This is a genomic window from Streptomyces sp. F63 (assembly GCF_018070345.1).
Taxonomy (GTDB): Bacteria; Actinomycetota; Actinomycetes; order Streptomycetales; family Streptomycetaceae; genus Streptomyces.
In genome coordinates this window covers 110,402-134,185 of record NZ_JAGPXX010000005.1, presented here as the reverse complement: position 1 = coordinate 134,185, position 23,784 = coordinate 110,402, and the positions used below count along the sequence as shown (strand labels likewise).

General features: G+C 72.7%; 19 protein-coding genes. 17 read left to right on the top strand and 2 right to left on the bottom strand.

Annotation, left to right across the window (positions count from 1 at the left end; translation table 11 throughout):
- Positions 1-178: 178 nt before the first annotated feature.
- The 3 genes from smc (at position 179) to ftsY (ending at position 6,737) form a co-directional block, all read left to right on the top strand.
- Positions 179-3,754 (top strand): chromosome segregation protein SMC, encoded by a 3,576-nt coding sequence (gene smc / locus KBZ10_RS07980; RefSeq protein WP_210986807.1) that lies wholly within the window; start codon positions 179-181, stop codon positions 3,752-3,754.
- Positions 3,755-3,979: 225 nt separating this feature from the next.
- Complete coding sequence (locus KBZ10_RS07975; RefSeq protein ID WP_210986806.1) at positions 3,980-5,398, top strand: sugar porter family MFS transporter; 1,419 nt, start codon at positions 3,980-3,982, stop codon at positions 5,396-5,398.
- Positions 5,399-5,528: 130 nt separating this feature from the next.
- Positions 5,529-6,737, top strand: a complete 1,209-nt coding sequence (gene ftsY / locus KBZ10_RS07970; protein ID WP_210986805.1) for a signal recognition particle-docking protein FtsY — start codon at positions 5,529-5,531, stop codon at positions 6,735-6,737.
- 117 nt (positions 6,738-6,854) lie between these two features.
- Here ftsY and KBZ10_RS07965 read toward each other — a convergent pair whose 3' ends face one another.
- Entirely contained in the window at positions 6,855-7,529 is a 675-nt protein-coding gene (locus tag KBZ10_RS07965) for a bifunctional DNA primase/polymerase (RefSeq protein WP_210986804.1), read from the bottom strand.
- A 533-nt stretch (positions 7,530-8,062) separates the two neighbouring features.
- On the opposite strand from KBZ10_RS07965, the gene KBZ10_RS07960 reads away from it, so the two are divergent.
- The 5 genes from KBZ10_RS07960 to ffh all read left to right on the top strand — a co-directional run bounded on the left by KBZ10_RS07960 (position 8,063) and on the right by ffh (position 15,753).
- On the top strand, positions 8,063-9,550 hold the full coding sequence (locus KBZ10_RS07960; RefSeq protein WP_210986919.1) for a hypothetical protein: 1,488 nt from the start codon (positions 8,063-8,065) through the stop codon (positions 9,548-9,550).
- A 249-nt stretch (positions 9,551-9,799) separates the two neighbouring features.
- Entirely contained in the window at positions 9,800-11,086 is a 1,287-nt protein-coding gene (locus tag KBZ10_RS07955) for an ammonium transporter (protein ID WP_210986803.1), read from the top strand.
- On the top strand, positions 11,083-11,421 hold the full coding sequence (locus KBZ10_RS07950; protein ID WP_030544508.1) for a P-II family nitrogen regulator: 339 nt from the start codon (positions 11,083-11,085) through the stop codon (positions 11,419-11,421). Before KBZ10_RS07955 ends, KBZ10_RS07950 begins: the two co-directional genes overlap by 4 nt.
- A gap of 97 nt (positions 11,422-11,518) precedes the next feature.
- Entirely contained in the window at positions 11,519-14,122 is a 2,604-nt protein-coding gene (locus KBZ10_RS07945) for a [protein-PII] uridylyltransferase (RefSeq protein WP_307847267.1), read from the top strand.
- A gap of 83 nt (positions 14,123-14,205) precedes the next feature.
- Positions 14,206-15,753: a signal recognition particle protein gene (ffh, locus tag KBZ10_RS07940; RefSeq protein WP_210986802.1), complete on the top strand. Its 1,548-nt coding sequence runs from the start codon at positions 14,206-14,208 to the stop codon at positions 15,751-15,753.
- A 51-nt stretch (positions 15,754-15,804) separates the two neighbouring features.
- Here the strand turns inward: ffh and KBZ10_RS07935 are convergent, their stop codons facing one another.
- Positions 15,805-16,665, bottom strand: coding sequence for a methyltransferase domain-containing protein (locus KBZ10_RS07935; protein WP_210986801.1), 861 nt, complete (start codon positions 16,663-16,665; stop codon positions 15,805-15,807).
- A 683-nt stretch (positions 16,666-17,348) separates the two neighbouring features.
- Between KBZ10_RS07935 and KBZ10_RS07930 the strand changes: the two genes are divergently transcribed.
- The 9 genes from KBZ10_RS07930 to lepB (KBZ10_RS07890) all read left to right on the top strand — a co-directional run bounded on the left by KBZ10_RS07930 (position 17,349) and on the right by lepB (KBZ10_RS07890) (position 23,732).
- A complete protein-coding gene (locus tag KBZ10_RS07930; RefSeq protein WP_019709838.1) occupies positions 17,349-17,939 on the top strand; it encodes a hypothetical protein in 591 nt (196 codons plus the stop codon).
- 252 nt (positions 17,940-18,191) lie between these two features.
- Positions 18,192-18,641 carry a 30S ribosomal protein S16 gene (rpsP, locus tag KBZ10_RS07925; RefSeq protein ID WP_210986800.1) on the top strand — a complete coding sequence of 150 codons (450 nt, stop codon included), beginning with the start codon at positions 18,192-18,194 and terminating at the stop codon, positions 18,639-18,641.
- Between the two features lie 2 nt (positions 18,642-18,643).
- Positions 18,644-18,883 carry an RNA-binding protein gene (locus tag KBZ10_RS07920; protein ID WP_030544502.1) on the top strand — a complete coding sequence of 80 codons (240 nt, stop codon included), beginning with the start codon at positions 18,644-18,646 and terminating at the stop codon, positions 18,881-18,883.
- Between the two features lie 149 nt (positions 18,884-19,032).
- Positions 19,033-19,608 (top strand): ribosome maturation factor RimM, encoded by a 576-nt coding sequence (gene rimM / locus KBZ10_RS07915; RefSeq protein ID WP_210986799.1) that lies wholly within the window; start codon positions 19,033-19,035, stop codon positions 19,606-19,608.
- Positions 19,605-20,420, top strand: a complete 816-nt coding sequence (gene trmD, locus KBZ10_RS07910; protein WP_210986798.1) for a tRNA (guanosine(37)-N1)-methyltransferase TrmD — start codon at positions 19,605-19,607, stop codon at positions 20,418-20,420. Before rimM ends, trmD begins: the two co-directional genes overlap by 4 nt.
- A gap of 148 nt (positions 20,421-20,568) precedes the next feature.
- On the top strand, positions 20,569-20,913 hold the full coding sequence (gene rplS / locus KBZ10_RS07905; protein WP_019709833.1) for a 50S ribosomal protein L19: 345 nt from the start codon (positions 20,569-20,571) through the stop codon (positions 20,911-20,913).
- 48 nt (positions 20,914-20,961) lie between these two features.
- Positions 20,962-21,759, top strand: coding sequence for a signal peptidase I (gene lepB / locus KBZ10_RS07900; protein WP_210986797.1), 798 nt, complete (start codon positions 20,962-20,964; stop codon positions 21,757-21,759).
- On the top strand, positions 21,752-22,882 hold the full coding sequence (gene lepB / locus KBZ10_RS07895; protein WP_210986796.1) for a signal peptidase I: 1,131 nt from the start codon (positions 21,752-21,754) through the stop codon (positions 22,880-22,882). Before lepB (KBZ10_RS07900) ends, lepB (KBZ10_RS07895) begins: the two co-directional genes overlap by 8 nt.
- Positions 22,767-23,732 (top strand): signal peptidase I, encoded by a 966-nt coding sequence (gene lepB / locus KBZ10_RS07890; RefSeq protein WP_210986795.1) that lies wholly within the window; start codon positions 22,767-22,769, stop codon positions 23,730-23,732. The genes lepB (KBZ10_RS07895) and lepB (KBZ10_RS07890) overlap by 116 nt, the downstream gene beginning before the upstream one ends.
- Positions 23,733-23,784: the final 52 nt, after the last annotated feature.

Below are 23,784 nucleotides of genomic sequence, written 5' to 3'. Positions count from 1 at the left end.
CACCACTGAGAATCTGCAAGGGACGCTTCGGCGTCCCTTCTTCTTTTCCGCCCCTTCTCCTTCTCCCTGGTGTGCCCGGAGCGCTCCCGGGTGAAACCGAAAGGAGCGCGCCGGGGCCGCGAACCGGGGCGTACGGGAACGGGTGACGTACGCCCCTCGGAAGGTAGAGTCCAGCGGCGTGCACCTCAAGAGTCTGACCCTGCGCGGGTTCAAATCCTTCGCGTCGGCCACGACACTCCGTTTCGAGCCGGGCATCACCTGTGTGGTGGGCCCGAACGGCTCCGGAAAGTCCAATGTCGTGGACGCCCTGTCCTGGGTGATGGGAGAACAGGGCGCGAAGTCGCTGCGCGGCGGAAAGATGGAGGACGTGATCTTTGCCGGCACCACCGGCCGCCCCCCGCTGGGCCGTGCCGAGGTGTCCCTCACGATCGACAACGCCGACGGCGCCCTTCCCATCGACTACGCCGAGGTGACGATCACGCGGATCATGTTCCGCAACGGCGGCAGCGAATACCAGATCAACGGGGACACCTGCAGGCTGCTCGACATCCAGGAATTGCTGTCCGACTCCGGTATCGGCCGGGAAATGCATGTGATCGTCGGACAGGGGCAGTTGGACTCCGTTCTGCATGCCGATCCGATGGGCCGCCGGGCGTTCATCGAGGAAGCGGCCGGAGTTCTCAAGCACCGCAAGCGCAAGGAGAAAGCGCTGCGGAAACTGGACGCGATGCAGGCCAACCTCGCCCGGGTCCAGGACCTCACCGACGAGTTGCGCCGGCAGCTCAAACCCCTCGGCCGGCAGGCGGCCGTGGCCCGGCGCGCCGCCGTCATCCAGGCGGATCTGCGGGACGCCCGGCTCCGCCTGCTCGCCGACGACCTGGTCACCCTGCGCGAGGCGCTGCGCGCCGAGGTCGCCGACGAGGCGGCTCTCAAACAGCGCAAGGACGCGGCCGAGGCCGAGCTGCGCGCGGCGCAGCGGCGCGAGGCCGCGCTGGAGGACCAGGTGCGGCGCCTGGCCCCCAGGCTGCAGCGGGCGCAGCAGAACTGGTACGAGCTGTCCCAGCTCGCCGAGCGGGTGCGCGGCACCGTCAGCCTCGCCGACGCCCGGGTCAAGAGCGCCGCCGCCGTCCCCGCGGAGGAGCGGCGCGGCCGGGACCCGGAGGACATGGAACGGGAGGCGGCCCGGATCCGCGAGCAGGAGGCGGAGTTGGAGGCCGCGCTGGAGGCCGCGGAGCGGGCGCTGGAGGACACCGTCGCCCACCGGGCCGACCTGGAGCGCGAACTGGCGCGCGAGGAGCGCCGGCTCAAGGACGCGGCCCGCGCCATCGCCGACCGGCGGGAGGGCCTGGCCCGGCTCCACGGGCAGGTCAACGCGGCCCGGAGCCGGGCGGCTGCCGCCCAGGCGGAGATCGGGCGGCTGGCCGAGTCCCGGGACGAGGCCCTGCGGCGGGCCGCCGCCGCCCAGGAGGAGTACGAACAGCTCCGCGCCGAGGTGGAGGGTCTCGACGCGGACGACGCCGAGCTGGCCGGCCGCCACGAAGCCGCGAAACGCGAGCTGGCCGCCGCGGAGACGGCGCTGAACGGCGCTCGGGAGGCCGTCACCGCCGCCGAACGGAAGCGGGCCGCGACGGCGGCGCGGCACGAGGCCCTCGCCATGGGGCTGCGCCGCAAGGACGGCACCGGGGCCCTGCTCGCCGCGGGCGATCGGCTGGCGGGTCTGCTCGGTCCCGCCGCCGAACTCCTCACCGTCGAGCCCGGCTACGAGATTCCGGTGGCCGCGGCGCTGGGCGCCGCGGCCGACGCCGTGGCCGTCGACGGCCCGTCGACGGCGGCGGACGCGCTGCGCCTGCTGCGCAAGACGGACGCCGGCCGCGCGGCCCTGCTGCCGGCCGGCGCCGGGGCCGAGCCCGACCCTCCGGCGGACGGGACGCTCACCGCCGGGCAGCGGTACGCCGCCGGTCTCGTGAGCGGGCCGCCCGCACTGCTGCCCGCCGTGCGCCGGCTGCTGCACGGGGTCGTGGTGGTCGGCACACTGGAGGACGCGGAGGACCTGGTCGCGGCGGAGCCGGGGCTGACAGCGGTCACCGCCGAGGGAGATCTGCTCGGCACCCATCTCGCCCAGGGCGGCTCGGCCGGCGCGCCGAGCCTGCTGGAGGTGCAGGCGTCGGTCGACGAGGCGGCGGCGGAACTGACCGAGTTGGCCGTGCGGTGCGAGGAACTGGCCGGGGAGCAGCGGCGGGCGGGAGAACGGCGCACCGCCTGCGCCGCCCTCGTCGAGGAACTGGCGGCCCGGCGGAGCGCCGCCGATCGGGAGAAGTCCGCGGTCGCGCAGTCCCTGGGCCGGCTGGCGGGTCAGGCCCGGGCCGCGTCGGGTGAGGCGGAGCGGGCCTCGGCGGCCGTCGAACGCGCCGAGGACGCGCTGCGGCGCGCCACCGGGGAGGCCGAGGAACTCACCGAGCGGCTGCTCACCGCCGAGGAGGCCGCGCTCGCGGACGGGGCCGAGGAGGAGCCGGACACCTCCGCCCGGGACCGGCTGGCCGCCGACGGTGCGAACGCCCGGCAGACCGAGATGGAGGCCCGGCTCCAGGTCCGTACCCATGAGGAGCGCGTCAAGGGACTCGCGGGGCGGGCCGACGCGCTGGACCGGGGGGCGCGCGCCGAGCGGGAGGCCCGGGCCCGGGCGGAGCGGCTGCGGGCCCGGTTGCGGCGCGAGGCGGAGGTCGCGGCCGCGGTGGCGGACGGTGCGCGGCAACTGCTGGCCCATGTCGAGGTGTCGCTCGTACGGGCCGAGGAGGAGCGGGGCGCGGCCGAGCGGGCCAAGGCCGGCCGTGAGGCGGACCTGGCCGCCGAGCGCCACCGGGGCCGGGACCTCAAGAACGAACTGGACAAGCTGACCGACTCCGTGCACCGCGGCGAGGTGCTGGGCGCCGAGAAACGGCTGCGGATCGAGCAGCTGGAGACCCGGTCGCTGGACGAGCTCGGGGTCGAGCCGGATGTGCTGATCGCGGAGTACGGGCCGGACCAGCTCGTGCCGCCCTCGCCGCCAGCGGAGGGCGAGACGCTCCCGGAGGACCCGGAGGATCCGCGCAACCGTCCGGTGCCCTATGCGCGGGCGGCCCAGGAGAAGCGGCTGAAGGCGGCGGAGCGGGCGTACCAGCAGCTCGGCAAGGTGAATCCGCTCGCACTCGAGGAGTTCGCCGCGCTGGAGGAACGGCATAAATTCCTCACCGAGCAGCTCGACGACCTGAAGAAGACCCGGGCGGACCTCCTTCAGGTCGTGAAGGAAGTCGATGAGCGAGTCGAGCAGGTGTTCACCGAGGCCTTCCGCGACACCGCCCGCGAGTTCGAGGGGGTCTTCTCCCGGCTCTTCCCGGGCGGAGAGGGCCGGCTGCTGCTCACGGACCCGGAGAACATGCTGACGACCGGCGTGGACGTCGAGGCGCGGCCACCCGGTAAGAAGGTCAAGCGGCTCTCCCTGCTGTCGGGAGGTGAACGCTCGCTGACCGCCGTGGCGATGCTGGTCTCCATCTTCAAGGCACGGCCCAGCCCGTTCTACGTCATGGACGAGGTGGAGGCGGCGCTCGACGACACCAACCTGCAGCGGCTGATCCGGATCATGGAGGAGCTGCAGGAGAGCTCCCAGCTGATCGTGATCACCCACCAGAAGCGGACCATGGAGGTCGCCGACGCCCTCTACGGCGTCTCCATGCAGGGCGACGGGGTCTCCAAGGTCATCAGTCAGCGGCTGCGCTGACGCCTCTCCGGCCGGTGCCGGACGGGTCCGTCCTCGGGCCGGGAGGCGCATGCATGGCCTCCGGGCGGGCGGGGAAGCCGCTGAACGGCACTCCATTTGACTTCAGGACTTGAACACATAGTCTCGGCTGAGTTCATTTTTCCTTCAAGTGCTGTCCTCCGTGGTGTCGCGCCACCGGAGGGCCCGCCCCCTACGCCCGGGTCGCCGCCGGGCTCAGGAGAGAACGTGTCCACCCCACAGATCGTCGAAGGCCGCAGAGCCCACCCGGAACACATAGGCCATGTCATCTTCATCACGGCCTCCGCCGCGATGGGCGGTTTCCTCTTCGGCTACGACAGCTCCGTCATCAACGGCACGGTCGTGGCGATCCGCGACCGGTTCGGCGTCGGCTCGGAACTGCTGGCCCAGGTGATCGCCGCCGCCCTGATCGGCTGTGCCATCGGCGCCGCGGCCGCCGGCCGGATCGCGGACCGCATCGGCCGGATCCGGGTGATGCGGACCGCCGCCCTGTTCTTCACGGCCAGCGCGATCGGCTCGGCTCTGCCCTTCACGATCTGGGACCTCGCCTTCTGGCGGGTGCTCGGAGGTGTGGCCATCGGCATGGCCTCGGTCATCGGCCCGGCCTATATCGCCGAGGTCGCCCCGCCCGCCTACCGGGGCCGGCTGGGCTCCTTCCAGCAGGCCGCGATCGTCATCGGAATCGCCGCCTCGCAGCTCGTGAACTTCGGCATCCTCGCCTTCGCCGACGGTGAGCAGCGCGGCGGCCTGGCCGGCCTGGAAGCCTGGCAGTGGATGCTCGGTGCCGAAGTCGTCCCCGCTGTTCTCTACGGACTGCTGACCTTCGCGATCCCGGAGTCCCCCCGCTTCCTCGTCGCCATGGGCAGGACGGAGCGGGCCAGAAAGGTCCTGCGGGAGGTGGAGGGCGCAGACATCGACCTCGACCTGCGGATCTCCGAGATCGACGAGGCGATGCGCACCGACCGCAAGTCCACTTTCAGGGACCTGCTGGGCGGCCGCTTCAAGCTGCTGCCGATCGTCTGGGTCGGGATCGGGCTGTCGGTCTTCCAGCAGCTCGTCGGCATCAACGTGATCTTCTACTACTCGGCCTCGCTCTGGCAGTCCGTGGGCATCGACCCGACCAGCTCGTTCCTGTACTCCTTCACCACATCGATCATCAACATCATCGGCACGGTGATCGCGATGGTCTTCGTCGACCGCTTCGGCCGGAAGCCGCTGCTGCTCGTGGGATCCGCCGGCATGGCGCTCTCCCTGGGCCTCGCGGCGTGGGCGTTCTCGCACAAGACGGGAACCGGCGCGGACATCTCCATGCCGGACGCGCAGGGCACGGTGGCGCTCGTCGCCGCCCACTCCTTCGTGCTCTTCTTCGCCCTGTCCTGGGGCGTGGTGGTCTGGGTGCTGCTCGGCGAGATGTTCCCCAACCGGATCCGTGCCGCGGCGCTCGGTATCGCCGCCTCGGCCCAGTGGATCGCCAACTGGCTGATCACCGTGAGCTTCCCGAGCCTGTCCGACTGGAACCTCTCCGGCGCGTACGTGATCTACACGGTGTTCGCCGTGCTGTCGGTTCCGTTCGTCCTCAAGTGGGTGCCCGAGACCAGGGGCAAGTCCCTGGAGGAGATGGGCTGACGGGTCTCGAACGGTCTGTCTCCGCTGCGTTCCCTCCCGGCGCTCCGCACACGGGGCCCGGGAGGGTGCGGCCGACGCGCGGTGACCGGCGGGGACGGGAGAGGGGACGGTGGCCGATACTGGGGGAGTTATGGAATTCGTCATCCTTGCTGTAGTCATCGCCCTGGTCGCGATCGGCGCGATCACCGGTCTGGTGGTGACCGGCCGCCGGAAGAAGCGGCTGCCTCCCCCGCCGCCGAGTGCGCCGACCATCACGGCCCCGCCCGCCGAACCGCGTGTCGGTGAGGAGGCCGGGCCTCCCGCCGCCGAAGAGCGCCGGACCATCGAAGAGGTCGGGCTTCCGGGGGCCGGCGCCACCGTCGCCGAGGCCCCGGCGCCCGCTCCCGTGCCGGAGGCCCCGCCCGTCGAGGTGCCGGCTCCGACCGCCGGCCGGCTCGTACGGCTGCGCGCCCGGCTCTCCCGCTCGCAGAACTCCCTGGGCAAGGGCCTGCTCACCCTGCTCTCCCGGGAGCACCTCGACGAGGACACCTGGGAGGAGATCGAGGACACCCTGCTCACCGCTGATGTCGGCGTCGCTCCCACCCAGGAGCTCGTGGAGCGGCTCCGGGAGCGGGTGAAGGTCCTCGGCACCCGCACCCCCGAGGAACTGCGTGCGCTGCTGCGCGAGGAACTGCTCACCCTGATCGGCACGGAGGCCGACCGGTCCGTGAAGACCGACGGCGGCCTGGAGACCCCGGCCGTCGTGATGGTCGTCGGCGTCAACGGCACCGGCAAGACCACCACCACGGGCAAGCTCGCACGGGTCCTGGTGGCGGACGGGCGCAGCGTGGTGCTCGGCGCGGCCGACACCTTCCGGGCCGCCGCCGCCGACCAGCTGCAGACCTGGGGCGAGCGGGTCGGTGCCCGCACGGTGCGCGGACCCGAGAGCGGCGACCCGGCGTCCGTCGCCTTCGACGCGGTCAAGGAGGGCATCGCCGAGGGGGCGGACGTGGTCCTCATCGACACCGCCGGCCGGCTGCACACCAAGGCCGGGCTCATGGACGAGCTGGGCAAGGTCAAACGGGTCGTGGAGAAGCACGGACCGCTGGACGAGGTGCTGCTGGTCCTGGACGCCACGACGGGCCAGAACGGCCTGGTGCAGGCGCGGGTCTTCTCCGAGGTCGTGGACATCACGGGGATCGTGCTGACCAAGCTGGACGGCACCGCCAAGGGCGGCATCGTCGTCGCCGTGCAGCGCGAGCTGGGAGTGCCGGTGAAGCTCGTGGGCCTCGGGGAAGGGGCCGACGACCTGGCGCCCTTCGAGCCGGAGGCCTTCGTCGACGCGCTCATCGGGGACTGACCGAGCCCCCGGGTGGCGCAACGGGCCGCTCTCCGGCCGGGTACGGCGAAGGCGCCGTCTCCCCGGCGGGAGGGCGGCCCGGTCCCGTTCCGCCGGCCGGGGCCGGCCCCGCGGGGCTCAGCGGACGGCCGAGCGGTGGCAGACGTAGGCGAGGATGCCCAGCAGGAGCCGGGCGTGCGGCGGGCGGACAGCCGTGTCGAGCTCCGGTGGCCGCAGCCAGCGGACGGGGCCGAGCCCCGCGAGATCGGAGGGTGGCGCGGTGATGTGGCCCCCCGGGGGCACGCAGCGCAAATCCAGCCGGGCACCGTCCCACCCCATGCGGTAGAGCAGATCGGGCAGTTCGGCGGAGGCGCCCGGCGCCACGAGGAACTGGGCCCGGGCGTGCGGGGTGACGGCGACGGGACCGAGCGGCAGCCCCATCCGCTCCATCCGGAGCAGTGCCTGCCGGCCGGCCGTCTCGGCGACCTCGATGACGTCGAACGAGCGGCCCACCGGCAGCAGTACGGCCGCACCGGCCATCCCCTCCCAGGCGCCGGCCACCTCGCGGAGCGTCGAGCCCGCCGGTACCAGCGGGGCGCGGCCGAGGGGGTGCGCTCCCGGGGACGCGCAGCGTGGCGCACCGCAGGAGCAGTGGACGCCGGTGTCGCCGGGGACGGTCCTGGCGCGTGCCCCGGGGACCACGTCCCAGCCGTAGAGGCCGGTGTACTCCGCCACCACCGTGCACTCCGGCGCGCGGCCGCGGCGCCGTGCGCCCGGCCGCAGGTCCCGGATGCCGCCGATCGTGAAGCCCATGCCCTCTCCAACGGGTCGCTCGAATCAGGGGTTACGCAGAGGAGGCGCTCGACGGCCGTCTGCTGCGGCGGTCGGCGCTGTATACGGCTCGGTGACGTGCGGCGGGTGGCGGCCGGCCAGGTGCGGGCCCCGGTCGGCTGCCCGTCCTCCCTGTCGAATTGCCGCTGTCAAGTGAATCGCGAAGGTGGCGACAGATGTTCATTCGAAGGGGTGGCGAATGGTGGCGTTTCCCGGCATCAGCTCGTCACACAGGTGATCGTAGGATTACTGTCGGTGTGCACGGTCTTCCGGGGGCTGGACCGGGTGGATGGGGCGGAGGTTGCTGGTATGGCCGGCTTCCATCGGGTTTCATCGGCTTTCGCCGTGTCGGGGGATCTTCTGATCGCTCAATCGGCTTCGGAAGGATCGGGAGCCGCCCAAAGCTGTCCGATCCCGTCTGAATCCGTCGGTACTGGGGTATGCCGGTGACAGCCGGCCGCGCGGCTTCCCGGGACCGGCGCTCGCACGGCAGCGGCAGAACGGGGGCATTCCAGTTGGACACCGGTGGCAGCGACACGCGGGCCGGCAAGAGCCCCAATGAGCCACTGGGGTCGTGGTTCCTGCGCAGCGGCTGGTCCAAGGGCGAACTCGCCCGCCAGGTGAACCGAAGGGCCCGGCAGCTGGGCGCCCACCACATCAGCACCGACACCTCCCGGGTGCGCCGTTGGCTGGACGGGGAGCAGCCGCGCGAGCCCATTCCGCGCATCCTCTCCGAGCTGTTCTCCGAGCGCTTCGGCTGCGTGGTCTCGGCCGAGGATCTGGGGCTGCGCACCCCGCATCCCTCCCCGTCGGAATCAGTGGTGGACCTGCCCTGGAGCGGGCCCCGCACGGCCGCGCTGATCAGCGAGTTCTCCCGCAGTGATCTCATGCTGGCCCGGCGGGGGTTCCTCGGCAGCTCCCTGACGCTGGCCGCGGGCCCCTCCCTCGTCGAGCCGCTGCAGCGCTGGCTGGTGCCCGCCCCGGCCGGCCGGCCGGCCGAGGCGGCGGTGCCGGTGGCGGACCGCTCCGGACGGGCCCCGGCCGGGCTGTCCGGGCCGGAGCTGGACCTGCTGGAGACCGCGACCAGGATGTTCCGGCAGTGGGACGCGCAGTGCGGTGGCGGACTGCGCCGCAAGGCGGTCGTCGGCCAGCTGCACGAGGTCACCGATCTCCTGCACGAACCGCATCCGGCGCCCGTCGCCCGCAGACTGTTCGGTGTCGCGGCCGAACTCGCCGAACTGGCGGGCTGGATGAGCTATGACATCGGTCTCCAGCCCACCGCCCAGAAGTACTTCGTGCTGGCGCTGCACGCCGCCAAGGAGGCGGGCGACAAGCCCCTGGGGTCGTACATCCTCGCCAATATGGGTCGGCAGATGATCCATCTGGGACGGCCGGACGACGGGCTGGAACTGGTCCATCTCGCGCAGTACGGCAGCCGGGACTGCTCCACCGCGCGGACCCAGGCCATGCTGTATGCGATGGAGGCCCGCGCCTACGCCAACATGGGAGCCCCCGCCAAGTGCAAACGCGCCGTGCGGATGGCCGAGGAGACCTTCGCCGAGGCGGCCCCGGGTGACGGCGATCCGGACTGGATCCGCTTCTTCTCCGAGGCCGAACTGAACGGTGAGAACGCCCACTCCTACCGTGATCTGGCCTATGCGGCCGGCCGCAGTCCGGCCTACGCCTCACTGGCCGAACCCCTGATGGAGCGAGCCGTGGAGCTTTTCGGTCAGGACACAGAACACCGGCGCTCCTATGCGCTCAATCTGATTGGCATGGCCACCGTTCATCTGCTCAAAAGAGAGCCGGAACAATCGGCGGTGCTCGCCGAACGGGCGCTGGGAGTCGCCCGGCGGGTCCGCTCCGAGCGCGTGCACACCCGGCTCCGGAAGACCGTCGACCACGCCGCCCGTGAATTCGGCTCCGTGGCGGAAGTCCTCCGGGTCACCGACCGGCTGGCCGTCGAACTGCCCGATTCCGCCGGGGCTCCGCAGGCGGTCTGACCCCCGCGGCGGGCCCGCCCCGGGGGCCAGACCGCCGGGTTCCGGCCATCCCCGGGGCGGACGCCCGAGCCCGTCCCGCACCCCCGGCGGCGTCCCCCGGTTCATCCGCGCGTAACACGCGCACGGCCTTCGTCACGGCGCCGAAACACCGTGCGGCATCGGCGGAAACGGCGCTGCGCCAATCTCTAGGCGAAAACCGGCCCACCCGTGTTCCATCCCGCACGGGCCGTCGCTTCTAGGAGATCGACATTGAATGGCGCAGATACCACATTCGTATTGATCAGTGCCGCGCTCGTGATGCTGATGACACCGGGCCTGGCTTTCTTCTACGGGGGCATGGTGCGGGTCAAGAGCGCCCTCAACATGCTCATGATGTCCTTCGTCTCGCTCGGCATCGTCAGCGTCCTCTGGGTGCTGTACGGCTACTCGCTCACCTTCGGTGACGACATCGGCAGCGGCCTGCTGGGCAACCTCGACCACATCGGCCTCTCCGGTATCAGCACCGAGACGCTCACCGGCGGCGACGAAGGCATCCCTGTCTTCGCCTTCGCCCTCTTCCAGCTGATGTTCGCCGTGCTCACCCCCGCCCTGATGAGCGGTGCCCTCGCGGACCGGGTGAAGTTCAGCGCCTGGTCGCTGTTCATCGCCCTCTGGGTGACCGTGGTCTACTTCCCGGTCGCGCACTGGGTGTGGCAGGCCGACGGCTGGCTGTTCCAGCTGGAGGTCATCGACTTCGCCGGCGGAACCGCCGTCCACATCAACGCGGGCATCGGCGCCCTGGCCGCCGTCCTGGTGGTGGGCAAGCGCATCGGCTTCAAGAAGGACCCGATGCGGCCGCACAACCTGCCCCTGGTGATGCTGGGCGCGGCCCTGCTCTGGTTCGGCTGGTTCGGCTTCAACGCCGGCTCGGCCCTGGCCGCCAACGGCACCGCCGCCACCATGGCCCTCAACACCCAGGTCGCCACCGGTGCCGCGATGCTCGGCTGGCTCGCCTACGAGCGGATCCGGCACGGCGCCTTCACCACGCTGGGCGCCGCCTCCGGAGCGGTCGCGGGCCTGGTCGCCATCACGCCCTCCGGCGCCCACGTCAACGCGCTCGGCGCCATCCTCATCGGGGTCGTGGCCGGTGCCGCCTGCTCGTGGGCCGTCAGCCTCAAGTACAAGCTGGGCTACGACGACTCCCTCGACGTCGTCGGTGTCCACCTGGTCGGCGGCGTCATCGGCACCCTGCTGGTCGGCGTCCTCGCCATCGACGGTGTGGGCGGCATGAGCCAGCTCGGCAAGCAGGCCATCGGCGCCTTCTCGGTCATGGCCTTCTCCTTCGTCGTCTCCTGGCTGCTGGCGAAGATCGTCGACATGACGGTCGGCTTCCGGGCGAGCGAGGACGACGAGACCTCCGGGCTCGACCAGGCGTTCCACGCCGAGACGGGCTACGACTTCAGCACCGTGGGGGGCACGCCCACCGGCCGTAGTACGGTGCCGGGCCTCACGGAGACGGGCGCGGCGGCGCCGCGGAACAAGAAGGTGGACGCATGAAGCTCATCACGGCGGTCGTGAAGCCGCACCGGCTGGACGAGATCAAGGAGGCCCTCCAGGCCTTCGGCGTCCAGGGCCTGACGGTCACCGAGGCCAGTGGCTACGGCCGGCAGCGCGGCCACACCGAGGTGTACCGCGGTGCCGAGTACACCGTCGACCTGGTGCCCAAGGTCCGGATCGAGGTGCTGGTCGAGGACGGCGACGCCGAACAGTTGATCGACGTCATCGTCAAGGCCTCCCGCACCGGCAAGATCGGCGACGGCAAGGTGTGGTGCGTCCCCGTCGAGACCGCGGTCCGGGTGCGCACCGGAGAGCGTGGCCCGGACGCGCTCTAGGCCAGGCCCCGGGCGGGTCCGCGAGACGGACGCGGGCCCGCCCGGCACCCGGCACCGCACGACCGGCCCGCACAGGGCACGACAGCAAGGGGAACCGGTGACGGACGGCGTCGACATCACAGCGGACGCGGGCGGCCCGCCACCCGGCGGCTACGCGGCGGCGCGCACCCGGCTGCTCCGGCAGGAGGCACCGGCCGGGCCCGGCCGCCGGACAGCCCTGGCCCGGCTCACCGACGACTGGCTGGCCGCGCTGTTCACCGCGGGCGTCACCGGCGCCACCGGCCGGAGCAGCAGACCGGCCGACCCGGGCCCGGACCCGGACCCGGATCCGCCCACCGGGCAAGCGCACGCACCGCGTCGCGTTCCCCGGCGCGGCGCCGCCCTGGTGGCCGTCGGCGGCTACGGACGGGGCGAGCTCTCTCCCCGCAGCGACCTCGACCTGCTGCTGCTGCACGACGAGACGGCCGACCCCGCAGCCGTGGCAGCCCTCGCCGACGGCATCTGGTACCCGGTCTGGGACCTCGGGCTCGCCCTCGACCACTCCGTGCGCACCCCCGCCCAGGCCCGCACCACCGCCCACGGGGATCTCAGGGTCCAGCTCGGACTGCTGGACGCCCGGCACATCGCCGGGGACCCCTCGCTCACCACCGCGCTCCGCACGGCCGTCCTCGCCGACTGGCGCAACCAGGCCCCGAAGCGCCTGCCCGAGCTGCGCGCCCTGGGCGAGGAACGCACCCGGCGCCACGGTGAACTGCAGTTCCTGCTGGAGCCCGACCTGAAGGAGGCGCACGGCGGCCTCCGCGACCTGACCGCGCTGCGCGCCGTCGCCGCCTCCTGGCTGGCCGACGCCCCGCGCGAGGGACTGGCCGAGGCCCGGACCCGGCTGCTCGACACCCGCGACACCCTGCACCTGGCCACCGGCCGTGCCACCGACCGGCTCGCCCTCCAGGAGCAGGACCAGGTCGCCGCCGGCCTGGGGCTGGCGGACGCGGACGCCCTGCTCCGCCGGGTCTACGAGGCCGCGCGCACCGTGGCCTACGCCGACGAGGTGACCTGGCGGGAGGTCGGCCGCGTGCTGCGGGCCCGCTCGGCCCGCGGCCGGCTGCGCGGACTGCTCCCCGGCGGCCGGCCGGGCCGCGGCCGCGCCCCCGGAACGTCCGGGGACGCCGCCGAACGCACCCCGCTCGCCGAGGGCGTCGTCGTACAGGACGGCGAGGCGGTGCTCGCCCGTGCCGCCCGCCCCCGGCAGGACCCGGTGCTGCCGCTGCGCGCGGCGGCCGCCGCGGCCCAGGCCGGGCTGCCCCTCTCACCGCACGCCGTCCGGCGCCTGGCCGCCGCGGCCGGCCCCTTGCCCGTGCCCTGGCCCGCCGAGGCCCGCGAGCAGTTCGTCACCCTCCTCGGCGGCGGCCCGCCCACCGTGGGGGTGTGGGAGGCCCTGGAAGCCGAGGGCCTGATCACGCGGCTGCTGCCCGACTGGGAGCGGGTCCGCTGCCGGCCGCAGCGCAACGCGGTGCACCGCTGGACCGTCGACCGGCACTGCGTCGAGACGGCCGTGCGGGCCGGCGCCCTCAGCCGCCGGGTCGGCCGCCCGGACCTGCTGCTGGTCGCGGCCCTGCTGCACGACATCGGCAAGGGCTGGCCCGGCGACCACTCCGTCACCGGCGAGGTCATCGCCCGGGACGTCGCCGCCAGGATCGGCTTCGGCACGGCGGACACCGGGACCGTCGCCACGCTGGTCCGCCACCATCTGCTGCTCGCCGAGACGGCGACCCGCCGCGACCTCGACGATCCGGCCACCGTCCAGGCGGTCGCGGACGCGGTCGGCAGCCCGGAGACGCTCGGCCTGCTGCACGCCCTCACCGAGGCCGACGCCCTCGCCACCGGTCCGGCCGCGTGGAGCGCGTGGCGCGCGTCGCTGGTCGCCGACCTCGTCCGCCGTGCGACGGCCGTCCTCGCGGGCGAACCGCCCCGGCACCGGGACGACGGGGGCACGTCCGCGGGGACGACGCCGGTGCAGCGGCGGCTCGCCGCGGAAGCACTGAGCGCCGGAGGCCCGGTACTCACGCTGAGCCCCGGTGTACCGGAGGGGGCCCCGGCCGTCCCCGGCGGTGAGCCGGAACCCGTCGGGGTGGAACTGCACATCGCCGTACCCGAACGCGCCGGCCTGCTGCCGGCGGCGGCGGGCGTACTGGCCCTGCACCGGCTCACGGTGCGCTCCGCCGACCTGCGGCTCCTGGAGCCGGCGGCGGAGTGCGCCCGTGCGGGCGCGGACGGCCCCGTCCTGCTGCTGAGCTGGCGGGTGGCCGCCGAGTACGGTTCCCTGCCGGACGCGGCCCGGCTCCGCGCCGACCTGCTGCGCGCCCTGGACGGATCCCTCGGCATCGCCGCCCGCCTCGCCGAGCGCGAGGCCGCCCACCCCCGGCGCCACGGGGTGCGGCCCCCGCCGCCCCGGGTGACGGTGGCCCCGGCGGCCTCCCGGCACGCGACCGTCCTGGAGGTGCGCGCCCAGGACGCCCCCGGCCTGCTGCACCGCATCGGGCGGGCCCTGGAGGACGCGAAGGTGCGGCTGCGCAGCGCGCACGTCAGCACCCTGGGATCCAACGCGGTCGACGCCTTCTACCTCACCGGCACGGACGGCGCTCCGCTGTCCGGGAGCCGGGCCGCGGAGGTGGCCCGCGCCGTGCAGAACGCCCTGGACTGAAAGCGGGGGAGACCGCAGCGGGAACGGGCGGATACCCTGGGGGTCAGTTGCCCGCCCCACCGATCCGAGGATTCGCGACCGCCGTGTTCGACACTCTTTCCGACCGCCTCGCAGCGACGTTCAAGAACCTCCGGGGCAAGGGCCGCCTGTCCGAGGCGGACATCGACGTCACCGCCCGCGAGATCCGCATCGCGCTGCTGGAGGCCGATGTCGCGCTGCCCGTGGTACGGGCCTTCATCAAGCAGGTCAAGGAGCGGGCGCTGGGCGCGGAGGTCTCGCAGGCCCTCAACCCCGCCCAGCAGGTCATCAAGATCGTCAACGAGGAGCTCGTCGGCATCCTCGGCGGCGAGACCCGCCGCCTGCGTTTCGCCAAGACCCCGCCCACCGTGATCATGCTCGCCGGTCTGCAGGGCGCGGGCAAGACCACGCTCGCGGGCAAGCTCGGCCGCTGGCTGAAGGGCCAGGGGCACACCCCGCTGCTGGTGGCCTGTGACCTCCAGCGCCCGAACGCCGTCAACCAGCTCTCCGTCGTGGCCGAGCGCGCGGGCGTCGCCGTCTACGCGCCGGAGCCGGGCAACGGCGTCGGCGACCCGGTGAAGGTGGCCCGGGACTCCGTCGAGTTCGCCAGGGCCAAGCTGCACGACGTGGTGATCGTCGACACCGCCGGCCGCCTCGGCATCGACGAGGAGCTGATGCGGCAGGCCGCCGACATCCGCGACGCCGTCACCCCGGACGAGATCCTCTTCGTCGTCGACGCGATGATCGGCCAGGACGCGGTGAACACCGCCGAGGCGTTCCGTGACGGTGTGGGCTTCGACGGCGTGGTGCTCTCCAAGCTCGACGGAGACGCGCGCGGCGGCGCGGCGCTCTCCATCGCGCATGTCACCGGCCGCCAGATCATGTTCGCCTCCAACGGCGAGAAGCTCGACGACTTCGACGCCTTCCACCCGGACCGCATGGCGTCCCGCATCCTCGGCATGGGCGACGTCCTCAGCCTGATCGAGAAGGCCGAGCAGACCTTCAGCCAGGCCGAGGCCGAGAAGATGGCCGGCAAACTGGCCAAGGGGCCCAAGGAGTTCACCCTCGACGACTTCCTGTCCCAGATGGAGCAGGTCCGGAAGATGGGCTCCATCTCCAAGCTGCTCGGCATGCTGCCGGGCATGGGCGAGATGCGCGAGCAGATCAACAACCTCGACGAGCGGGACGTGGACCGCACCGCCGCGATCATCAAGTCGATGACGCCGGGCGAGCGCCAGGACCCGACCATCATCAACGGCTCCCGCCGGGCCCGTATCGCCAGGGGATCCGGCGTCGAGGTCAGCGCCGTGAAGAACCTGGTGGAGCGGTTCTTCGAGGCCCGGAAGATGATGTCCCGGATGGCCCAGGGCGGCGGCATGCCGGGGATGCCCGGGATGCCGGGCACGGGCGGCGGCGCCGGCCGGAAGAAGAAGCAGCAGAAGCAGGCCAAGGGCAAGCGCCGCAGCGGCAACCCGATGAAGCGGAAGGCCGAGGAGCAGGCCGCCGCGGCGCGCCGCGAGCAGCAGGCGGCGAACCCGCTGGGCCTGCCGCAGGGCAGCCAGGAGCAGCAGGACTTCGAACTGCCCGACGAGTTCAAGAAGTTCATGCGCTGACGGGCCCGCGGGCGCCGCGCCGCCGGGATCGGGGCGCGGGCGCCCCTCCCCTCAGATCCGCGCGACGAGGTAGCGGAAGACGTTCGGCATCCAGATCGTTCCGTCCGGCCGGCGGTGCTCGTGCAGGGCCTCCGCCAGCTCCTTCGCGACCTGATCGCCGTCCGTGGCCGCCACGGCCTCGTCGAACAGCCCGGTGGAGAGGAGTCCGCGTACGGCGCTGTCCAGGTCGGCGTAGCCGAAGGGGCAGGAGACGCGCCCCGAACCGTCCGGCCGCAGCCCGGCCCGGTGCGCCGACTCCTCCAGGGCGTCGCGCCCGTACGACCGCCGCCGGCCCGGGGCGTCCCCGTAGCCGGGGCCGAGTGCGGGCGGGCGGCCGGCCAGCCGGGTCGCCACCCGCAGGACGGAGGAGGTCGCGCAGCGCTCGGGCGGCCCCCAGCCCGTGAGCACCACCGGACTGCCGCGCTCGGCGAGCGCGATCGCGGAGGACAGGGCGGGTCCCAGATCCTCGTCGGCGCAGGACTGCGGGTCGAAGACGGTCACCAGGGTGAACGGCCGCCCGTCCTCCTCGATCGCCTCCGGCCCGCCCTCGTACAGGCGCGCCGCACCGTCCGGCGGGTGCTCCGCCGAATCCGGCGCCAGCCGCTCACGGGCCAGCGCGAGCCGGTGCGGATCCGGGTCGGTGCCCGTCACGGCGGCTCCGCGGGCTGCCGCCATCAGCAGGGCCAGCCCGGAACCGCAGCGCATGCCCAGCACCCGGTCCCCGGCCCCCGTCTCCAGCCGCTGGTGGACGGCCTCGTAGAGCGGCACCAGCATCCGTTCCTGGATCTCGGCCCAGTCCCGCGCACGGAGGCGCGCACCCGCGGGCGCGGGAGTGGGGGAGAGGTGGTGCCGCTGTACGAGCGTGGGTGTCATCGAAGCGCCCCAATCCGCCGAGAGTTCCGTCCTGTGGTTGCCCGCCCCCGGTCGAGCCGCACTCGTCCCCTCGTTGGAGAGCTCCGCTCCGCTGCACGGTTCCATGGGGCCATGTGTCCATGGGGCCGCGGGGATGCGCGGCGATGCTGCCGTGGCTTCTCCCGGCGCACGCCGCTGCCGGCCGTTCGCGGCGTCTCCGGGGACCACCGATTCCTTTCTCAGAGTGCCACTGCCGTATCGAGTCCGCCATGGCACGGACGGGCGCTTCCGCTCCGGGCGCGGCACCGCACGGCATCGCGGCCGCGCCGGGGTGGCGGAGCGGAGGCCGGCGGGGGCCGGTACCGTGGCGGGCGGCCGCCCCGGTACGCTCGCGGGCGCCGCCGGGGCCGGCCGGCGGCGGACGGGGTCGTGCCGGAACCGGTGGCGCGACGCTTGGGCCCGGCGGACCGTTGAGGGCGCCGCCCGGGGGCAGCCGCTACCGGAGGGCGCGTACGGAGCGGACGGCGTGCCGGGTTACGCATGGGTAGGTTTGGTACCGGGTTGTTGCGAGCCGCACGACTTCTCCGCAGATCGGGGCACCCGCCCTCGTCGCTCCGCAACGGCGCTGTACTGACTGGTACGTGCAAAATATTTGGGATGCCCGGTATCGGAACACCGGGGCACCCCGGCTCGTTGTTCACGACGTGAGCACGACACCACCTGTTCTCGCCGCGGAGCTGGCGCAGGCGTGGGCCGACATTCAACGGCACCACCCCGAGCTGCCGGATCTCGCCGCGCCCGAATCCCTCATCGGAGAGTCCTCGTCCGCCTGTGGCGCGGAGCTCTCCTTCGAACGACTGCTCCACGAAGCAGTCCACGGCATCGCCGCCGCCCGCGGTATCCGCGACACCTCGCGGGCCGGCCGCTACCACAACCGCAGATTCCTGGCGGTGGCCGAGGAGCTCGGACTCGACCACTCCGAGGAACCGCATCCCAGCAGCGGCTTCTCGCTGGTCGTCCTCAGCCCCGAGGCGAAACGGCGGTACCGGCCCACCATCGAGCGGCTGAACCGCGCGCTGAAGGCGCACTCCGCCGCCACGGCGGGGGACGCCGGCCGCAGTTTCCGCGGTCCCGCGGCCCGGCACGGCTCGTCCGGGGGCGGAGTCCGGGTCAAGGCGGTGTGCGACTGCGGGCGGAACGTCCGGGTCGTCCCGTCCGTGCTGGCCCAGGCCCCGATCGTCTGTGGCGGCTGCGGCAAGCCGTTCAGAATCCCCGAGGCGGCCGCCGCGGCCTGACGCCGCCGTACCCGCCCCGTCCCTGACCGTTCCCGCCCCGCCGGCCGACGGCCTCCGGGGTGCGCGCGGGTGTGCCCGGGGGCGTACGGCGGCGCCTCCGCGATATGGCAGAATGGGCCGTTGAGTACTCGGCAGCCGGTCCGGACCCCTCTCTCCCTCGGCTGACGCGTCCATCGAGCGCTCGGAATCCCGCAACCCCACGTGGGAGGCCGTGATGCTCAAACACGTCATAGAGCAGGAGACACCACTCCCGTGGCAGTCAAGATCAAGCTGAAGCGCCTGGGCAAGATCCGGTCGCCTCACTACCGCATCATCGTCGCCGACTCCCGCACCCGCCGTGACGGCCGGGCGATCGAGGAGATCGGTCTGTACCACCCGGTGCAGAACCCCTCCCGCATCGAGGTCGACTCCGAGCGCGTCCAGTACTGGCTGAGCGTCGGCGCGCAGCCGACCGAGCCGGTCGCGGCCATCCTCCGGGTCACCGGCGACTGGCAGAAGTTCAAGGGCCTCCCGGCCCCCGAGCCGATGCAGGTCCCCGAGCCCAAGGCCGACAAGCGCGCCCTCTTCGAGGCCGCCGCCAAGGACGCCGGTGACGAGCCCAAGGGTGAGGCGATCACCCCGAAGGCCAAGAAGTCCGACAAGAAGGCGGACGAGGCTGCCGCTCCGGCGGACGCCAAGTCGGCCGAGTCCACCGAGGCCTGATGATGCTCGAGGAGGCCCTCGAGCACCTCGTGAAGGGCATCGTCGACAACCCCGACGACGTGCAGGTCGCCTCGCGCAATCTGCGCCGGGGCCGGGTGCTGGAGGTCCGGGTGCATCCCGAGGACCTCGGCAAGGTCATCGGCCGGAACGGCCGTACCGCCCGCGCCCTGCGGACCGTCGTGGGCGCCCTCGGCGGCCGCGGTATCCGCGTCGACCTCGTCGACGTGGACCAGGTTCGCTGACACGCACAGCACCGGCGCGGGCCGGAGACCAGGCGACGGGACCGTGCCGCGTGCACCGCGGTCCGGCCCCCCGGCCATCCACCGGAGAAGACGGCGGCGCGAGCGGCCACCGCGGCAGCGCGGTGGCCCCGCCGCAAAAGAGAGGCGCAGTGCAGCTGGTAGTCGCGCGGATCGGCCGCGCCCACGGCATCAAGGGCGAGGTCACCGTCGAGGTGCGCACGGACGAACCGGAACTCCGGCTCGCCCCCGGCGCCGTCCTCGCCACGGAACCGGCCTCCGCCGGGCCGCTCACCATCGAGACCGGCCGGGTGCACAGCGGCCGGCTGCTGCTCCGCTTCGCGGGCGTACGGGACCGCACCGGCGCCGAGGCGCTCCGCAACACCCTGCTGATCGCCGAGGTCGACCCGGAGGAGGTCCCGGCGGACCCCGACGAGTACTACGACCACCAGCTGATGGACCTCGACGTGGTCACCACCGACGGCACCCCCGTCGGCCGGATCACCGAGATCTCCCATCTCCCGTACCAGGACCTGTTGGTGGTGGAGCGGCCCGACGGCAGTGAAGTGCTGATCCCCTTCGTCTCCGAGCTCGTCCCGGAGGTGGACCTCGGGGAGCAGCGCGCCGTGGTCGACCCGCCGCCCGGACTGCTCGACGAGGCGGGCGCCGAGATCGCCGGCAGCCGGGACGCCGGGCCGGCGGGTGCCGAGGGCGGGAACGGCGCATGAGGCTCGACGTCGTCACCATCTTCCCGGAGTACCTGGAACCGCTGAACCTCTCCCTGGTCGGCAAGGCCCGGGCCCGCGGACAGCTCGACGTCCGGGTGCACGATCTGCGGGCGTGGACGCACGACCGGCACAACACCGTGGACGACACCCCGTACGGCGGCGGCCCCGGCATGGTCATGAAGCCGGAGCCGTGGGGGGAGGCGCTCGACGCCGTCATCGCCTCGGGCGCCGAGGGGGAGCGGCCGGTCATCGTCGTTCCCACCCCCGGCGGGGAGCCGTTCACCCAGGAGCTGGCCGTCCGGCTCGCCGAGCGGCCCTGGCTCGTCTTCACCCCGGCCCGCTACGAGGGCATCGACCGGCGGGTCGTCGAGGAGTACGCACGGGAGTACGAGCTCCTGGAGGTCTCCATCGGCGACTACGTCCTCGCCGGCGGCGAGGCCCCCGTGCTGGTGATGACGGAGGCGATCGCCCGGCTCCTCCCCGGGGTGCTGGGCAACGCGGAATCCCACCGCGACGACTCCTTCGCGCCCGGCGGGATGGCCGGGCTGCTGGAGGGTCCCGTCTACACCAAGCCGCCCGTCTGGCGCGGCCGCGGCATTCCCGAGGTGCTGCTCAGCGGTCACCACGGCCGCATCGCCCGCTGGCGGCGCGACGAGGCGCTGCGCCGCACCGCCCGCAACCGGCCCGACCTGATCGCCGGACGCGACCCCGCCACGTTCGACAAGGACGATCGCCGGATCCTCGCCGAACTCGGCTGGGGCGCGGCGGCGGACGGCCGATTTGGGCGGGCGCCCACCGCCGTGGAAGAATGAGCCGCTGTTGTGCGTCCGGCGCGCGCCCCTGCCACAGGGGGAACGACGCCCGCCCGCCGCACTCGCCGCCCGAACCGGCGGCACCCCGCATCTCGCACCCTTACGTACCGCTGATGACCTGTGGCATCAGCGAGGAAAGCAGACGGTCATGAACCTTCTCGACAGCGTCGACTCCGCATCGCTGCGCAGCGACGTCCCCGCGTTCCGCCCCGGCGACACCGTGAACGTCCACGTCCGCGTCATCGAGGGCAACCGCTCCCGTGTCCAGCAGTTCAAGGGCGTCGTCATCCGCCGTCAGGGCTCCGGAGTCCGCGAGACCTTCACGGTCCGCAAGGTCAGCTTCAGCGTCGGCGTGGAACGCACCTTCCCGGTGCACACCCCGATCGTCGAGAAGATCGAGGTCGTGACCCGCGGTGACGTCCGCCGCGCCAAGCTGTACTACCTGCGCGAGCTCCGCGGCAAGGCCGCGAAGATCAAGGAGAAGCGCAGCTGAACCTTCGCCGGAGGTCCACGCGGCCCGGCCGGTTAGGCTTTTGGGGCGATGGACACCGACGAACACCTTTCCGAGCGCGATCGCTCTGCCGCACCTCTTGAGGGGCGGCAGACGCGGTCGCGCTCGGCGCGTTCGGGCCCGGCGGGCCCCGCGCGACGCCCCGGCCGTGGGTTCTGGCGGCGGGCCGGGCTCCTCGTGGCCCTCTCGGTCGCCGGAGTGTCCCTGCTCAGCGCCTGGGTGGTGCAGCCCTTCCTCATCCCCAGCGGTTCGATGGAGCCCACGCTGAGGACCGGCGATCGCGTGCTCGTGAACAAGCTCGCCTACGGATTCGGCAACGAACCGGGCCGCGGAGACGTAGTGGTGTTCGACGGCACCGGTTCGTTCGTCCACGGCGGGCGCTCCAGTGGCGTGCTGACCGGACTGCTGCGCGAGGCGGCAGCCGCCGTGGGACTCGCGGAGCCGGACGAGACCGACTACGTCAAGCGCGTGGTGGGAATCGGCGGCGACCGGGTCACCTGCTGTGACGAGCGGGGAAGGATCAAGGTGAACGGCGTGGCCCTCGACGAGGACTATCTGCTACCGGGTGACAGCCCGTCCCAGGTGCCCTTCGACATCGTCGTGCCATTGGGCAGACTCTGGGTCATGGGCGACCACCGCAGTGACTCCCGCGACTCCCGCGACCATCTCGGCGAGCCCGGCGGCGGCACGGTGCCCGTCGACCGGGTCATCGGCAGAGCCGACTGGATCGGATGGCCGTCCCGTCACTGGACGTCCCTCACCACGCCGGAGGGTTTCGCCCGCGTGCCCGATGCGCCGGCCGCCGGGCGGGGAGGCGGCCATGGGTAACCGCGGCAAGCCGCGGGGCGGCCCCGACCGGGACCTCCGGCTGCCCACGGGGTCGCGTCCCACCGGCGGGCGGCTGACCGGCGGGCGGGCCGAGCGGCGCCGTGCCGCGCAGCGCATCAAGCGCCGCCGCCGCCGGTCGGCGATCCAGGAGGTGCCGATCCTCATCACCGTGGCCGTCCTGATCGCCCTGGGGCTCAAGACCTTCCTCGTACAGGCGTTCGTGATCCCATCGGGCTCGATGGAACAGACCATCCAGATCGGCGACCGGGTGCTGGTGGACAAGCTGACGCCGTGGTTCGGCTCGAAGCCGCAGCGGGGCGACGTCGTGGTCTTCAAGGACCCGGGTGGCTGGCTCGAGGGGGAGCAGATCAGCACCGAGGAGGACCCGGTGGGGATCAAGCAGGGCAAGCAACTGCTGACCTTCATCGGCCTGCTCCCCTCGGACGACGAGCAGGACCTGATCAAGCGGGTCGTCGCGGTCGGCGGGGACACGGTGCGGTGCTGCGACCCCGACGGCCGCGTCACCGTCAACGACACGGCGATCAACGAACCGTATCTGCACCCCGGCAACTCACCTTCCGAGCAGCGGTTCGAAGTGTCGGTCCCGCCGGGCCGGCTCTTCGTCATGGGAGACCACCGGTCGAACTCGGCGGACTCCCGCTTCCATCTGAAGGAGACCGCGAACGGCACGGTCCCGGAGGACCTGGTGGTGGGCCGGGCCCTGTGGATCGCCTGGCCGTTCGACCACTGGAGCCGGCTGGAGGAGCAGGAGACCTACGCCTCGGTGCCCGACCGGAGCGGCGCGGCGACACCCGCGACCGCCCTGGTTCCGCGGAGTGACAGGCCAGGGGCCCATACTGGGGTTCCCGGGCCCGAGCCGGCCCGGGAACGGCAAGCGATGATCCATCTCCCGATCCCTGCGGAACTCCCGCTCGTTATGGGAGTGGTGGGCCTGCGCCGTGCGCGGGCCAAGCAGCAGTGCGGAGTGAGGAGTGGATGTGGGGGACGTGGCCGTCGGCGCACGAACCGGTCAGGACGAACCCGAGGAACGCCCGGAGGACGGGGAGCGTTACGGAGACGGAGACGGAGACACAGAGGGAGAGGGAGAGACGAACGGTGGTGAGGAAGGCGAGGTGAGAGGGAAGAAGCCGCGTTCCTTCTGGAAAGAGCTGCCGATCCTCATCGGGATCGCGCTGCTCTTGGCGCTTCTCATCAAGACCTTCCTTCTGCAGGCCTTTTCGATCCCCTCCGACTCGATGCAGAACACCCTGCAGCGCGGGGACCGGGTGCTGGTGGACAAGCTCACCCCGTGGTTCGGATCCGAACCCGAGCGCGGTGAGGTCGTCGTCTTCCACGACCCCGGACGCTGGCTCGGGGAGATGCCCGAGACGGAGTCCGGCCCGGTCGCCTCCGCGGTGCGGAATGTGCTGAGCGCCATCGGACTCATGCCGTCCGCGGAGGAGAAGGACCTGATCAAGCGGGTGATCGGGGTGGGCGGCGACACCGTCGAGTGCAAGAAGACCGGTCCGGTCGAGGTCAACGGCAGGGCCCTTGACGAGGACTATCTCTACCCCGGGGACACCCCGTGCGGCGACAAGGAGTTCGGCCCGGTCAAGATTCCGGAGGGCCGGATCTGGGTGATGGGGGACCACCGCCAGAACTCCCTCGACTCCCGCTACCACCAGGACCTCCCCGGGAACGGCACCGTCCCGGTCGACGAGGTGGTCGGGCGCGCCGTGGTCGTGGCCTGGCCGCTGGACCGCTGGTCCACCCTCCCGGTCCCGGACACGTTCGACCAGCGCGGGCTGAACGCCGTGGCAGCCGGGGCGGCCCCCGCGGCTCTCGGCTTGGCCGGTGCGGTGCCGCTGGTGCTGTGGCGCCGCCGGCGGCTGCTCGCACGGGACGCGGCCACCGGCCCGGCGCCGCTGGGCGTATCGGTGACGGTGACGGGAAAGACGGAGCGGGACGGCTGACCGCGTCCCGTACCGCCGGGTAGGGTGCCGTCCCGGAGCATCGAGGCGGGGA

Bases quoted from the DNA above. Each gene is read 5' to 3' on its own strand.
- ftsY (WP_210986805.1), top strand. From the start codon at position 5,529: ATGGAATTCGTCATCCTTGCTGTAGTCATCGCCCTGGTCGCGATCGGC.
- KBZ10_RS07965 (WP_210986804.1), bottom strand. From the start codon at position 7,529: ATGGGCTTCACGATCGGCGGCATCCGGGACCTGCGGCCGGGCGCACGG.
- KBZ10_RS07950 (WP_030544508.1), top strand. From the start codon at position 11,083: ATGAAGCTCATCACGGCGGTCGTGAAGCCGCACCGGCTGGACGAGATC.
- KBZ10_RS07935 (WP_210986801.1), bottom strand. From the start codon at position 16,665: ATGACACCCACGCTCGTACAGCGGCACCACCTCTCCCCCACTCCCGCG.
- KBZ10_RS07920 (WP_030544502.1), top strand. From the start codon at position 18,644: ATGCTCGAGGAGGCCCTCGAGCACCTCGTGAAGGGCATCGTCGACAAC.
- trmD (WP_210986798.1), top strand. From the start codon at position 19,605: ATGAGGCTCGACGTCGTCACCATCTTCCCGGAGTACCTGGAACCGCTG.
- rplS (WP_019709833.1), top strand. From the start codon at position 20,569: ATGAACCTTCTCGACAGCGTCGACTCCGCATCGCTGCGCAGCGACGTC.
- lepB (WP_210986797.1), top strand. From the start codon at position 20,962: ATGGACACCGACGAACACCTTTCCGAGCGCGATCGCTCTGCCGCACCT.
- lepB (WP_210986796.1), top strand. From the start codon at position 21,752: ATGGGTAACCGCGGCAAGCCGCGGGGCGGCCCCGACCGGGACCTCCGG.